Origin of the sequence: Streptomyces sp. NPDC089424, assembly GCF_044749345.1 — a bacterium.
Taxonomy (GTDB): Bacteria; Actinomycetota; Actinomycetes; order Streptomycetales; family Streptomycetaceae; genus Streptomyces.
In genome coordinates, this window is the sequence record NZ_JBIVHU010000001.1 from 20,605 (window position 1) to 33,511 (window position 12,907).

Sequence of the window (12,907 nt, forward strand, 5' to 3'; positions counted from 1 at the left end):
TCCACCACCGCGGCGCGGCCGTAGCGGGGGCGGCCGACGTGAAGACACCGCCGGGCGACGTCCTCTCGACGTCGCCCGGTGGTCGCGCGCTTCTCAGACGGACTCGGCGTGCTCCCTGTCGCGGTCGGCCTCCGCCGCCGGTGTCCCCGTGCCCCGCTCGCCGCCCGTGCGGCGGCCGGGCAGGATCGCCAGCACGATCAGCGTTCCGGCGGCCATGATGAAGCCGCCGACCAGGCTGGTCTGCGCGACGCTGTGGGCGAAGGCCTCGTGCACCGCGCCGACCAGGGCCTGCGCCTGCTGCGCGCCGCCGCCCGGGGCCTTCGCGACCTGTTCGGCCACCGCCAGCCCGGCGCCCACCGAGTCCTGGGCCCTCTCCAGCGCGGCGGCCGGGAGGTGTCCGCCGGCCAGGTCGGCGAGCTGGTCCCGGTACGTCGTGCCGAGCAGGGAGCCGAGCAACGCGATGCCCAGGGAGCCGCCCAACTCCACCGAGGTGTCGTTGGCACCACCGCCGACGCCCAGCTCGGCCTCGGGGAAGGTGCCCATGATGGTGTCGGTGGCGGGGGAGACGCTCAGGCCGATCGCGAGCCCCAGCATCGTCAGCGCGGCCAGGAAGTCGGCGTAGGTCGAGCCGTCGTCGACCCGGGTGAGCAGGAGGACGCCGAGGGTGCCGACCACCATGCCCGTCACCACCATCGGCTTCACGCCCAGCCTCGGCGTCAGACGCCCGGTGACCGCGGCGCCCACGACGACGGCACCGGCCAGCGGCAGCAGCCGTACGCCGGTCTCCAGCGGGCCGTGGCCGAGGACGAACTGCAGGTACTGGGTGGAGTAGTAGAGCGCGCCGAAGGCGCCGAAGAAGAAGAACAGCACCGCGAGCATCGAGCCGGTGAACGGGCGCAGCCGGAACCTGCGGACGTCCAGCATGGGATGGGGGTGGCGCAGCTCCCAGGCCACGAAGGCGGCCAGGCCGGCCGCGGCGACGACGGCGGCGGTGACCGGGCCGGGGCCCCAGCCGAAGTGCGGGCCCTCGATGGTCGCGTACACCAGGGAGCCGATGGAGACGATCGAGAGCAGTCCGCCGACGTAGTCGATCCGGCCGGCGTCCCGCGCCTTGGACGGCGGCACCAGCGTCAGCGCGCCGACGACGGCGACGAGGGCTATCGGCACGTTGATCAGGAAGGTCGAGCCCCAGGCGTGGTCCTCCAGCAGCCATCCGGCCAGCAGGGGGCCGACGGCGACGGCGAGTCCCGTGGTGGCGGTCCAGGCCGTGATCGCCTTCGCGCGTTCGTTCCTCGGGAAGATCGCGACCAGCAGGGACAGCGTGGCCGGCATGACGACGGCGGCACCGACGCCCATGACCGCCCGCGCGGCGATGACGAGTCCGGTCCGGTCCACGAGGCTGCCCGTCACCGCGCCGGCCGCGAAGAGCAGCAGGCCGACGACCAGGGCGCCGCGGCGGCTGTACTTGTCGCCGATCGCGCCGAGGACGAGCATCAGCGCGGCGTACGGGACGGTGTAGCCGTCGATGACCCACTGCAGGTCACTGCTGCTCAGGTCGAGGTCCCAGGTCATGTCGGGCGCGGCCACGATCAGCGACGTGTTCGCCATGACGACGATCAGCAGGCTCAGGCAGAGCACGAGCAGTGCCCACCAGCGCCGGGCGTAGGGCCCGGGCATCTTCTCGACGGGGGTGGTGGCAAGGAAGGGCACGGGGGCTCCCGGGGTGCGACGAGTTATTTGCACATCGATGAGCAGACTAGTTTCTTGCACGGCCATGTGCAAATATCGCCGGACCGTGCCCCAGCCCCCCATCCGAGGTGCCGATGTGAGCAGCCCGACCTCCCCGCCGCCGATACGCCGGCCGCGGTCGACGCGCGCCACCCGCGCCCGCATCCTGGACGCGGCGCTCCGGGAACTGGGCCGCAGGCCCGACAGCAGCCTCGGCGACATCGCCGTCGCCGCCGGCGTCGCCCGGCGCACCGTGTACACGCACTTCGCCGGGCGGGCCGCCCTGGTGGAGGGACTGGCCGAGGACGCCGCGGAGGCGATACGCCGGGCGATCGCCGAGGCGGGCACCCCGGTCGGCGGTCCCGCGAGCGCCCTCGCGCACTTCGTCCTCACGCTCTGGCCGGTCGGCGACCGCTACCGCACGCTGACCGCCCTCGCTCCCCAGGACCTGGGCCCCGGCCGGACGAGCGGACTGCTGGCCCCGGCCCGTGAGACGGCCGCCGGCATCCTCGCCGAGGGGCAGCGCCGGGCGTCTTCCACTCCGTCGTCCCGGCCGGCCCGCTCAGCGGCGCCATCGAGAGCCATCTGCTGGCACTCCTCGGCACCGTCACCGCCGGCACCTGGACCGACGACGGCACGAGCGTCGCCGTCGCCGCCCTGATCGCCGCGGGAGTGGACACCGACACCGCCGCGGCCACGGTGCACCGGGCGCGCCGACCCGACCGTCCCCACTGAGGCAGGCAGCCTCCCCGGCGGCCACCTCGGGGTCCGCCCCGACCCTGCGCGCGACCCTCATCGCGCTCCACGCGCGCGGATCCCCCGTCGCCACCCAGGCGGCCTCCGGCGCGCCGCGCCAGGTGGACATCACCGCGCACGGCACACCGGCCGACCGGGCCCAGCGCCCTCTGTCGGCGGCACACCGGCCGACCGGGCCCAGCGCCCTCTGTCGGCGGCCGAACTCCGTCTTCGGCCGGACGACCTGACGCCGTCCGCCGACGACGGCGAGGCATGCGCGCGGCGCGCAGGCGACGGCCCCCCTGTCGGGCCCGGAGGTCTCCCGCGGTCCCGCTGGGGCGTCCCGTCACCTCCTGGCCGTGGGCCGACGGGCGCACGCGTAGGCTGCTGGGCGACTTTCGTGCGTGACGGACAGGAGGCCGCGGTGACCGGGACGACAGTGGCGCAGGTCATGGCCGATCTGGCCGTGCTGGAGGACCCGAAGATGCGCGCCGTGAACGAGAAGCACGGCGACGACCACGGGGTGAACCTCGGCAAGCTGCGCGCGCTCGCCAAGCAGCTCAAGACGCAGCAGGACCTGGCGCGCGAACTCTGGGACACGGAGGACACCGCGGCCAGGCTCCTGGCCCTGCTGATCTGCCGGCCGAAGGCGTTCGAGCGCGACGAGCTGGACACCATGCTGCGCGAGGCACGCGCCCCCAAGGTGCACGACTGGCTCGTGAACTACGTGGTGAAGAAGAGCCCGCACGCCGAGGAACTGCGCCTGGCCTGGTCCGACGATCCGGATCCGGTGGTCGCGAGCGCCGGCTGGGCGCTGACCGCCGAGCGCGTGGTGAAGAAGCCCGAGGGCCTCGACCTCGCGGGGCTGCTCGACGTCGTCGAGGCGGAGATGAAGGACGCCCCGGACCGCCTGCAGTGGGCGATGAACCACTGTCTGGCCCAGATCGGGATCGAGCACGCCGAGTACCGCGACCGCGCGGTGGACATCGGCGAACGCCTGGAGGTCCTCAAGGACTATCCGACTCCCCGCAACTGCACCTCACCGTTCGCCCCCACCTGGATCGCCGAGATGGTGCGCCGCCAGGAGGGGTAGTGCGCGATGCTCTGTCGGACAGAGCATATGCGGAGTGAACTAAAATGGCCGGGTGACTGCGCACCGTGACTCCGGCGAAGAGGTCGAGACCGGCGACGGGTACGGCAACGGGTACGACTTCGGGATGGCCATCGGTGTCGTGTTCCGCGCGTACGCCAAGGCGACGGAAGCCGCGGTCGGGGACATCCCCGGGGGACCTCGCGGGTACTTCGTGCTGACCGCTGCCGTGCAGGGCGAGGCAAGCAGCCAGCGCGCCCTCGCCGACCGGTTCGGCGTGGACCGGACGGTGATGACGTACCTCCTGGACGACCTGGAGCGGGCCGGGCTGGTCGAGCGCAGGCCGGACCCCTCCGACCGCAGGAGCCGGCACGTCGTCGCCACCGGGCACGGCCGCGAGCGGTGGGCGGAGCTCTCCCGCCGCGTGTCACTGGTGGAGCAGCACATCCTCGCGCCGCTGCCCGAGGAGTCACGGGCGGCTTTCCAGTCCATGCTGTGCGCACTCGCCGGGCATCTGAACGCACACGGTCCCGCCGTCGACCTCTGCCGGATCGCCGCGGACCTCGACGGCCCCGCGCAGGAGGACCGCGAACCGGGTCGAGACCGACGACGCACCACCGGCTGACCGGACGCCGCACCCGACGCCCGCCGCTCCCGACGCCCCGCTGATCAATCACTGCCCCCGGCGCCCGCCGACCTGGCGCCGCCGCACCGGCTGACCAGCCGCCGCACCCGACGCCCGTTGACCATCGCCGCCCCCGACGCCCCGCTGATCAGTCACCGCCCCCGGCGCCCGCCGACCTGGCGCCGTCGCACCGGCTGACCAGCCGCCGCACCCGACGCCCGTTGACCATCGCCGCCCCCGACGCCCGCCGCCCCGCCACCGCCGACCGGATACCGCACCCGAACGCCGGGTCGGTTCAGCGCCCCCGTTCCCGGGCCACCAGTTCACGGGCGGCGGGCGCCACTTCGGCGCCGAAGCGCTCGATCGTGGCAGGGTCGTCGCCGCCGATGACGAAAGCGCTGAGACCGTGGTCGAGCGCGAGCCCGGCGATCTGCTCCGACCACGCCTGCACGGGTCCGTCGAGCAGTCCCCGCGAGGTGGGTGAGAACCGGACCTTCATGAAGTTCATGAGCCGGCGGACGTCCGACGGAGCACGGCCGGCCGCCTCGGCGGCCTCGTCGACGCGGGCGTTCATCTCCGGCAGCGACTCGGCTCCGCGGGGCAGGTACTCCATGGAGGGGAGCCAGCCGTCGCCCACGGCGCCGGTCAGGGCGAGCATCCTGGGCTTGTACGCGCCGACCCAGACGGCGATGTCGTGCGCGGGCCGGGGGCCGCGCTTGGCCCCGTCGACCTCGTAGTAGCGGCCATGGTGGCGGACCCCGCCACGGGTGTCGGTGTCCCACAGGTCGCGGATGACGGCGATCGCCTCGCGCAGTGCCTCGACCCCCTCCCCGGCCGTCAGGCGTCGGCCGCCCATGGCCGCGATGCCGTCCCAGAACGCCCCTGCGCCGAGGCCGAGTTCGAAGCGTCCGCCGGAGAGCAGGTCCAGAGAGGCTGCCGCGCGTGCCAGCACGGCCGGCGGGCGCAGCGGGAGGCTGGTGACGTTGGCGCTGAGGTGGACGTTCTCGGTGCGCGCGGCCGCGTAGGCGAGGAGCGTGGAGGTGTCCAGGAACGAGGCCTGGTAGGGGTGGTCCTGGAAGGTGACCAGGTCGAGACCCGACCGGTCCGTGGTGACGGCCAGGTCGACGGCCTGCTGGGGCCGGTCCGCGGTCGGGGTGACGAACGAGCCGAAGAGCAGGTCGTGTCCGTAGTCGGTCATGGGGAGGTCCTTAGCTCTGGAGTGCGCCGGCCGGCGAGGGCCGGGCGTCCGGGTACGGGTCGATGTTGAAGTTGTCACGGAAGAGGTTGCCGGGGTCGTAGCGGCGCTTGATCTCCCGCAGCCGGTCCAGGACGGCCGGTGGGAAGGCGTCGTGCAGCCGCTCGGGGCGGCGGTCGGTCTCGAAGCTGAGGTAGAGACCGTCGAAGTGGTGCCGCAGCGGGTCCCAGACGGCGTTGACGGCGTCGCGGTTCGCTCCCATCGCCGTGACCTGGAAGGCGGACGCCCGGTGGGGGAAGGCGGTGTCCCCGGTGGGCACGTCGGCGATGGCACCGCCCATCGCGCGCAGTTCGAAGAAGTAGACCTTCCCCGTGCGCAGCAGTTCGGCGGCGTCCTGCGCGAACTCGGCGGTGAGCCCGGGCAGGAACGCCGAGCGGGAGACCGGGTCGCCGAAACCCTGCTGGCCCTCGGGGCCGACGTCGGCGGCGGAGGCCATCACGCCCATGTAGGGCGTGAGGACGACCTGTTGCCGGGCGAGCAGGCCTATGCGCGCGAAGGGCGTCAGGCGCTCCACGACGACCTCGGGGTCCGGGTCGTCCACGACGCCGAGGAGCTGGAAGCTCCACTGGCCGTCGCGTGGCCGTCCGGTGATGAAGAAGACGGTGGTGTCGCGGGGCGCCTCGGCGGCGACCTCGCCGAAGTCCGCGAGCGCCTTGGCGATGTCCGTGGTCAGGAAGGTGAGGTGGGCGTGGCCGACCTGGCCGACCCGGTCGGCCTGGAACTCGAAGGCCGTGGCGACGCCGAAGTTGGCTCCCGCGCCGCGTACCGCCCAGAACAGGTCGGGGTGCTCGTCGGCGTCGGCACGCACCTTGCTGCCGTCGGCGAGCACCATGTCCACGGCGCGCAGGTGGTCGATGGTGAGACCGTGGGCGCGGCCGAGCAGTCCGATGCCGCCGGCGGTCGCGAGGCCGCCGACGCCGACTCCGCCGTAGTCCCCGGAGCCGAGCGCCCAGCCGTGCGGGTGCAGGGCTGCCGCGACCTGCTTCCAGGTCGCGCCCGGGCCGATGCGTACGAGGCGCCGGGCGGGGTCGAGCACCTGGATGCCGTTCATCCGCCGCAGGTCGACGACGAGCCCTCCCTTGTTGGTCGAGCGGCCGCTGATGCCGTGTCCCGCGCTGCGGACGCCGAGCGGCAGATGGGTGTGGCGCCGTGCGAAGGCGAGTGCGTCGGCGACCTCGTCCGGCGTGCCGGGGCGCAGGACCAGGCCGGGGGAGCCGCCTCTCAGGTAGGTGGACTTGACGCCGTGGTAGCCGGGGTCGCCCGGTTCGACCGCGTGGGCGGCCAGCGACTCCGGTACGGACTCGTAGTCGATGCCGGGGCGGCGCCGGGCACGTGCCGCGAGGGGACGCCGGGGACGTGCCGCGCCGGACGCCTGGTCCACGAGAGCGCCGAGTCGCCGCACCTCCTGCGCCGAGTCGACGGGAACCACCACCGGGCGGCCCTGCCGCGCGAGGGCGGACAACTGCTCGGCCGACGCCCCGCGAGGAGCGGTCACCCAGGCCGAGGCATCGGTGACGAGCCTGCCCGGCGCCAGGGCGTCGAAGCTCTCCCGGGCCTTCGCCACGACTGCCGGCAGCGGCCGCGTGGCGTCCTCGGGCGATGCCGCCGGGGGTCCGGGCGGGGCCACCCCGATGCCGATGCCGCTGGTCCGGCCGGCCAGCCAGGTGGCCGCGGTCCACGGATCCAGACCGGCCGTCCCCTCGGCGTGGGCACCGTCCCCGCTCTCCGTCGGCCCGTCGGACGCCGCTACGACGACCAGGGCCAGACCCCGCTCCGCGGCCAGCCCGGCCAGCTCGTCCCACCCACCGGTGAGAGCCCCGGGGTCCGAGGGGTCGAGGACGATTCCGAGCTCCATGCCTGTCTCACTCCTATTATCGATTTCCATCAACCATATGCTCTACAAACGTTCTGTATCCCAGCGTATTCCTCGGCCCGCAGTCGATCAGTCGGAGGATCGCGCTCTACTCGATAGAGCTATGAGCGGAAATCAGAGTCGTACTCTTTTTGTTGGAGTGACACTCTGATTCAGCGCCGTGATGACGCGTGCGCACGGAAGGACGGGTGATCCCGATGGTGGTGGACTTTCTGAAGGACCTGACGCCGCAGCTCGCCAACTGCAGGGACTACTGGCTCGGTTGGGGAGTCGGCGGCTCCCTGGACGACGACCTCAGCTGCTACCGCAGCGGGCTCGCCGATCCCCAGCTCAACGGCGTGCTGCGCCGCCGGGGCACTCAGCGGGCCGAGAGGGCGATACGCGAGGCCGCCGAGCGTCTGGCCGGGGTGCCGTGGATGTGGTGGGTGGGGCCCGACAGCGCCCCGGACACCGCCGAGTGCCTCGTCCGCCACGGCGCCGTCCCGTCCGGCGCGATGCCGGTCATGGCTGTCGACATCGATCGGCTCGCGGAGCCCGACGGGCCGGCGGGTCTCTCGGTCCGGACGGTCGACGACGCCGACGCACTCGGCGAGTGGGTGCGGGTGTACGGGCCCTCCTTCGGCTTCCCGCCCGGACTCCACGACGGCATCCTGCGCGTGGAGTCGGAGCGGCCGGACGCCGCCCGCATCGTCCGGCTCGTCGGACGGATCGAGGGTCGGGCCGTCGGTACCGCTCTGCTCTACGAGGCCCACGGGGTGGCCGGCGTGTATGTGGTGACCACCCTCGAAGCCGATCGTCGTCAGGGTGTCGGTGCCGTCCTCACGGCGGCCGCCCTCAGGACGGCCCGGGCCCGCGGGGTGCGCATCGGCACCCTCCAGGCGAGCGGGCCCGGTGCCTCGCTCTATCGTCGGATGGGCTTCACCGAGGTCGCCGCGTACCGGCTGTTCCGGCTCCCGGCGGGGTGATCGGCCCCGTCGTCAGCGCACGGCGCGCGCCTGGCGGGCGAGGGCCAGGAGTTCGGCGTCGGTGGACCAGATGCAGCTGTTCTCGATCGCCCAGCCGCTGCCGGCGTGCTCGGTACGGATCCGGAGCAGGACCCAGTCCTCGGCGGGGCCTGCGTCCAGCGCGTCGGTGAAGTGCACCGTCAGCTCGGCGGTGGGCACCGGGCGGGGCGCGGTCCACAGGGCGAACAGGGCGGGCGGCAGCGCGTCCGCGAGGACCACCAGGGTCTGCGCGTCCAGCGGCCTGCGGTCGGCGAAGCGTGTCCACGCGAGGAGTTCTGCGCGGTCCGCGCCGCCCAGCGGGCGCGTGTCGGTGGCCGGGCGGATCTCCAGGTGGGCGGCGAACCGGGCGAGATCGCGGGGGAGCGTGAGCGTCGGACAGTCGTCCGGGCGGGGTAGGGCCGGCGGCGGTGGATCGGTCGGATCGGTGTACGCGGGGCCGCTGCCGCCGTGCCCGAACACGGCCGAGCCGGTCAGTACCGGGTCCCCGTCCTGCACCGCGGTGACCGAGGACACGGAGGTGCGGCGGCCCTCGCGCAGGGCGTGGGTCGTGAAGCGCAGCGGACGCCCGTCCACCGGTGCGAGGAAGTGCGCGCCGAGGGTGCGGAAGGGGGCGGGGCGAGAGGTCCGTCCCGCCAGGTCCGCACGCATGGCCGCGAGGGCGAGTGCGGCGACGTAGCCACCGTGTGCGCCCTGCCAGGAGGCCCAGGAGCGGTCGATGCGGACCGTGGTGCCGGCGGAGTGTGCTGCTGAACCAGTCATGTCGCCCCTCCCGGGGAGCGAGTAAGTTTGAAATTCAAACCTATAGGGTCGAACCTACGACAGCCCAGGGGGATTTCCCATCGATCGGGCCGGATGGCCGGGGCCTACTCGCGCAGGCGTTCCGCCACGCGTGCGGCGTCCGACCGCACCGCGACGGCCAGCGCGGGCTCGTGCCGGGCGAACCGGCGCAGCGGGGCGCTGATGCTGAGGGCCGCCACGACCCGTCCGCCGGGACCGCGCACTCCCGTGGCCGCGACCCCCACGTCCTGGAGGAATTCGCCGCGGTCGAAGGAGACCCCGGAGGGCAGGATCCCCTCCAGCCGCCGGTCGGCCTCGTCGTGCGCCCGGGCGGCCAGCAGGAGCCGCCCGGAGGGGAACGCGTGGGCCTCGTAGCGGGTGCCGATGCGTGGCCCCAGCACCGACAGCGGGCCGTCGCCCACGGCCTTGGCGACGAACAGCACACGGTCGCGCAGCAGGACGCTCAGGCAGACGGTCTCGCCCAGGCGGCGGGCCGTGGACTCCAGGACGGGGTGGGCGGCGGAGACCAGGGCGGAGGACGAGCGGTGCAGTTCGCCCAGTTCGAAGGCGCGCCAGCCCAGTTCGTAGCGGCCCCGGCGGCGGAGCTGCAGCAGGCCCATCTCCGTGAGCCCGGTGAGCAGGGAATGCGCGGTGGACCGGGGGATGCCCAGCGAGGCCGCGACCTCGCTCACCCCCCACTCCGGTACGTCGGCCGTGAACAGGTCCAGCAAGCGGCCGGCTTTCGCGAGCGTCGACATCACCACGCTCCTCGGTTCCGACGCGCATCCCGGCCCCGGTCCCGGTCCCGTTCCCGGGCAGCGGTGCGCGATCCGGAATGTCCGCAGAGGCACTGCCCTTTTCCGCGGGTCGTACGGATATGCCGACCGCGGCGTGCGACGGGACGCCGCCCGGCCGACAGTTCACCTGTCACCCCACGAAAGGCGGCATCATGACTTCCCCTTCTCTCGCGGCTCCCGACAGGTTCGCCGAGGTGGACGGCACACGCTTCGCCTATCGCCGCTTCGGCCGGACCGACGGCACCCCCCTCGTCCTGCTGAACAGGTTCCGCGGCACGATGGACGACTGGGACCCGTCGCTCGTCGACTCCCTCGCCGCGACGCGACCGGTCCTGCTGTTCGACAACGCCGGCGTCGGCCGGTCCGGCGGCCGGACCCCCGGCACCGTCACGGAGATGGCCGAGGCCGCGGCGGGCTTCGTCGCCGAGGTCGTCGGCGCCCCGGCCGACCTTCTCGGCTTCTCGCTCGGCGGGTACGTGGCCCAGCGGCTGGCCCTGGCCCATCCGGCGGCGGTACGGCGCCTGGTCCTGGCCGGGACGGGTCCCGGCGCCGGCGAGGGCGTCCTGCCCTCCCGGCCCCAGGTCGCGCCCCTGCGCTCGGCGCCGGAGATGGATCAGGCCGCACTGCGCGTGCTGTTCTTCCCCGACTCCGCCGCCGGATCGCGACACGCCGAGGACCTGTGGGAACGCACCCACCGTCGGCCGGAGCGCGAGCCGGAGGTCCCGGCGGCGTCCTACGAGCGGCAGATCGAAGCCATCGGGCACTGGTCGTCGGCCGGCGGCGACGGCACCTACGGCGCTTTGGCGGACCTGCGCCTTCCGGTGCTCGTCGCCAACGGCAGTGACGACGTCATGGTGCCCACCGTGAATTCTTTCCTCATGTCCCAGCTGCTCCCCGACGCGGAGCTGGTGATCTATCCGGGCTCCGGACACGGCTTCCTCTTCCAGTACGCCGAGATCTTCGCGGCGCGTGTGGGCGAGTTCCTGGACCGTGCGGACCGCTGAGGCCCGCGCCCCCGCCCAAGGGCCGCTCCATCAAGCGTACTCCCGCTCCGAAGTCTGGAGCGTGACTCTGATGAACCCTGTGAACCCCTCGGGCGCTCGCTAGGGCGCGACTTCCTCGAGGAGCTGCGGGCCGTTGTTGCGCACGCTGTTGACCTCGGTGGAGACCGGCCGGACGTCCAGGCGGCCGTCGGCGGGCCGGGTCAGCAGGGCGCGCAGGTCGTCGGGGTCGTGGCGGCGGGGGTCGAGCCAGGCGGCGTAGTGGTCCGGGGGGAGGGCGAGCGGCATGCGGGGGTGGACGCGCCCGGCGGCGTCGGTGGCCTCGGTGGTGAGGACGGTGCAGGTCGTCAGCCAGGCGGCCGGGTCGTCGTCCTGCTCGACGTCCGGGTCGCGCCAGTACGCGTACAGCCCGGCGAGCGCCATGACCTGGTCGTCCTCGGGGTGGATGTAGTAGGGCCGCTTGCGGGACCTGCCCGTGGCCGGGTCCTCGGCCTGCTGCCACTCGTAGAAGCCGTCGGCGGGCAGCAGGCAGCGGTGCCGGGTGAAGGCGCGCCGGAAGGCGGGCTTCTGGTGCACCGTCTCCACCCGGGCGTTGATCATCCGCGCGCCGATCTTCACGTCCTCGGCCCACGACGGCACGAGGCCCCAGCGCAACGGCCGCAGCTCACGTCCGGGCGCGGCGTCGTCGCCCGCGCCGCGCGGCGCGCGTTCGAGGACGGCCCAGACCTGGTCGGTGGGCGCCACGTTCCAGCTCGGGGCGATCGTCTCCTCGGGGCGCCAGTCGGTGACCTCGAAGAGCCGTACGAGGTCCTCGGGGCTTCGGCTGGATGCGTAGCGGCCGCACATACGGCCACTGTGCCACCCCGTCCGGGCCGCGCGTCCGACCCGCTCAGCGGTGTTGCCCGGCCAGGACGGCCTCCGCCTCGCGCACGACCCCGCGCACGATCTCGCCCGCCGGCCGGATGTCGTGCACGAGCGCCGCCGACTGGCCCGCGAACGGCATGAACTCGTCGCCCCGGCCGGCGTGGATCGCCCGCATCAACCGCGGCCCGGCCTCGCCCGGGTCGATGTCCTCGGGCTTCTCCCGCAAGGTGTCCACGAAGGGGGTGCGCAGCGCGCGCGGCACGCCGAAGCTGCCGGGGCGGGAGTACGGCGGAAGGATCCGCTCGCTGCCCGCCACCTTCACGGCGTCGACGGCGTCCGCGGCGACGATCCGCTCTTTCCATTCGTCGGACGCCGGCATCTCCTGCGACGCCAGGAAGCGGGTGCCCATGGAGACGCCCTGGGCGCCCAGCACGAGGGCCGCGGCGAGACCGCGTCCGTCGGCGATGCCGCCCGCCGCGAGCACCGGGGTGTCCCCGGCCATGTCCACGACCTGCGGTACGAGCACCAGGGTGCTGACCTCGCCCCCGTGGCCGCCGGCCTCGCCGCCCTGCGCGATGAGGACGTCGGCACCGGCGTCCAGGGCCTCGGCGGCCTGCCGGGCGTCCATCACCTGCTGGATCCAGAGGATGCCCGCGTCGTGCGCCCGGCTGATCAAATCCCGGGGAACGGCCAGATGGAACGAGATGACGCGCGGGCGGTCCTCGATCGTGGCCTGGAAGGCGTCCTCGTCCAAGGGGCGGGTGGTGTGGTTGACCGCGAACGGGCGGCTGGTCAGCCGGCGCATCTCGGCCCACTCGTCGCGCAGCCGCGCGAGGTCGCGGGCGGCCGTTCCGAGGCTTCCGAGGCCGCCGGCCTCGCACACCGCGACCGCCAGCGGGACCTCGTTCCAGGGGCCGAAGGGCGCGCAGACGACGGGCAGTTCGATGCCGAGCAGCTCGCATACCGGGGTGCGGAGCATGAGTGCCTCCCGCTCGATCCGGGCGGGAGCCACGGATCTCCGTGGCCGTGGGCGGACGGTCGGATTCCGCTTCTTCCGCCAGCTTATCCGGGGCCGTCGCGTGGGGCACCCTCGCAGTCTCGGGGGCTCCGGACGCACCGGCGGAGAGTGATTCGCTGATCTTGTACACATTCGAGTGA

12 protein-coding genes are annotated in these 12,907 nt (G+C 73.5%); 5 read left to right on the plus strand and 7 right to left on the minus strand.

The window, feature by feature from the left end; genetic code table 11:
- Positions 1–93: 93 nt before the first annotated feature.
- Entirely contained in the window at positions 94–1,710 is a 1,617-nt protein-coding gene (locus tag ACIP2X_RS00070) for an MFS transporter (RefSeq protein WP_401665301.1), read from the minus strand.
- A gap of 115 nt (positions 1,711–1,825) precedes the next feature.
- Between ACIP2X_RS00070 and ACIP2X_RS00075 the strand changes: the two genes are divergently transcribed.
- From ACIP2X_RS00075 to ACIP2X_RS00085, 3 genes are all read left to right on the plus strand, one after another.
- Positions 1,826–2,389, plus strand: coding sequence for a TetR/AcrR family transcriptional regulator (locus ACIP2X_RS00075; protein WP_401665304.1), 564 nt, complete (start codon positions 1,826–1,828; stop codon positions 2,387–2,389).
- Between the two features lie 525 nt (positions 2,390–2,914).
- Positions 2,915–3,556 (plus strand): DNA alkylation repair protein, encoded by a 642-nt coding sequence (locus ACIP2X_RS00080; protein WP_401668743.1) that lies wholly within the window; start codon positions 2,915–2,917, stop codon positions 3,554–3,556.
- Positions 3,557–3,608: 52 nt separating this feature from the next.
- Positions 3,609–4,178, plus strand: coding sequence for a MarR family winged helix-turn-helix transcriptional regulator (locus tag ACIP2X_RS00085; protein ID WP_401665307.1), 570 nt, complete (start codon positions 3,609–3,611; stop codon positions 4,176–4,178).
- Between the two features lie 295 nt (positions 4,179–4,473).
- Here ACIP2X_RS00085 and ACIP2X_RS00090 read toward each other — a convergent pair whose 3' ends face one another.
- Together ACIP2X_RS00090 and ACIP2X_RS00095 are read right to left on the minus strand one after the other, a co-directional pair.
- Positions 4,474–5,376, minus strand: coding sequence for an LLM class flavin-dependent oxidoreductase (locus ACIP2X_RS00090; protein WP_401665309.1), 903 nt, complete (start codon positions 5,374–5,376; stop codon positions 4,474–4,476).
- A 10-nt stretch (positions 5,377–5,386) separates the two neighbouring features.
- Positions 5,387–7,288, minus strand: coding sequence for an FAD-binding oxidoreductase (locus ACIP2X_RS00095; RefSeq protein WP_401665312.1), 1,902 nt, complete (start codon positions 7,286–7,288; stop codon positions 5,387–5,389).
- 215 nt (positions 7,289–7,503) lie between these two features.
- Here ACIP2X_RS00095 and ACIP2X_RS00100 point away from each other — a divergent pair, with 215 nt between their 5' ends.
- Positions 7,504–8,271 (plus strand): GNAT family N-acetyltransferase, encoded by a 768-nt coding sequence (locus ACIP2X_RS00100; protein ID WP_401665314.1) that lies wholly within the window; start codon positions 7,504–7,506, stop codon positions 8,269–8,271.
- A 12-nt stretch (positions 8,272–8,283) separates the two neighbouring features.
- Here ACIP2X_RS00100 and ACIP2X_RS00105 read toward each other — a convergent pair whose 3' ends face one another.
- Both ACIP2X_RS00105 and ACIP2X_RS00110 read right to left on the minus strand, forming a co-directional pair.
- Positions 8,284–9,069 carry a thioesterase family protein gene (locus ACIP2X_RS00105; RefSeq protein ID WP_401665317.1) on the minus strand — a complete coding sequence of 262 codons (786 nt, stop codon included), beginning with the start codon at positions 9,067–9,069 and terminating at the stop codon, positions 8,284–8,286.
- 104 nt (positions 9,070–9,173) lie between these two features.
- Complete coding sequence (locus tag ACIP2X_RS00110) at positions 9,174–9,845, minus strand: IclR family transcriptional regulator (RefSeq protein WP_401665319.1); 672 nt, start codon at positions 9,843–9,845, stop codon at positions 9,174–9,176.
- Positions 9,846–10,036: 191 nt separating this feature from the next.
- Here ACIP2X_RS00110 and ACIP2X_RS00115 point away from each other — a divergent pair, with 191 nt between their 5' ends.
- Positions 10,037–10,888, plus strand: a complete 852-nt coding sequence (locus ACIP2X_RS00115) for an alpha/beta fold hydrolase (RefSeq protein WP_401665322.1) — start codon at positions 10,037–10,039, stop codon at positions 10,886–10,888.
- Between the two features lie 99 nt (positions 10,889–10,987).
- On the opposite strand, the gene ACIP2X_RS00120 is transcribed toward ACIP2X_RS00115, so the two are convergent.
- Both ACIP2X_RS00120 and ACIP2X_RS00125 read right to left on the minus strand, forming a co-directional pair.
- Entirely contained in the window at positions 10,988–11,731 is a 744-nt protein-coding gene (locus tag ACIP2X_RS00120; protein WP_401665324.1) for an SOS response-associated peptidase, read from the minus strand.
- Between the two features lie 43 nt (positions 11,732–11,774).
- Positions 11,775–12,728, minus strand: coding sequence for an NAD(P)H-dependent flavin oxidoreductase (locus tag ACIP2X_RS00125; RefSeq protein ID WP_401665326.1), 954 nt, complete (start codon positions 12,726–12,728; stop codon positions 11,775–11,777).
- Positions 12,729–12,907: the final 179 nt, after the last annotated feature.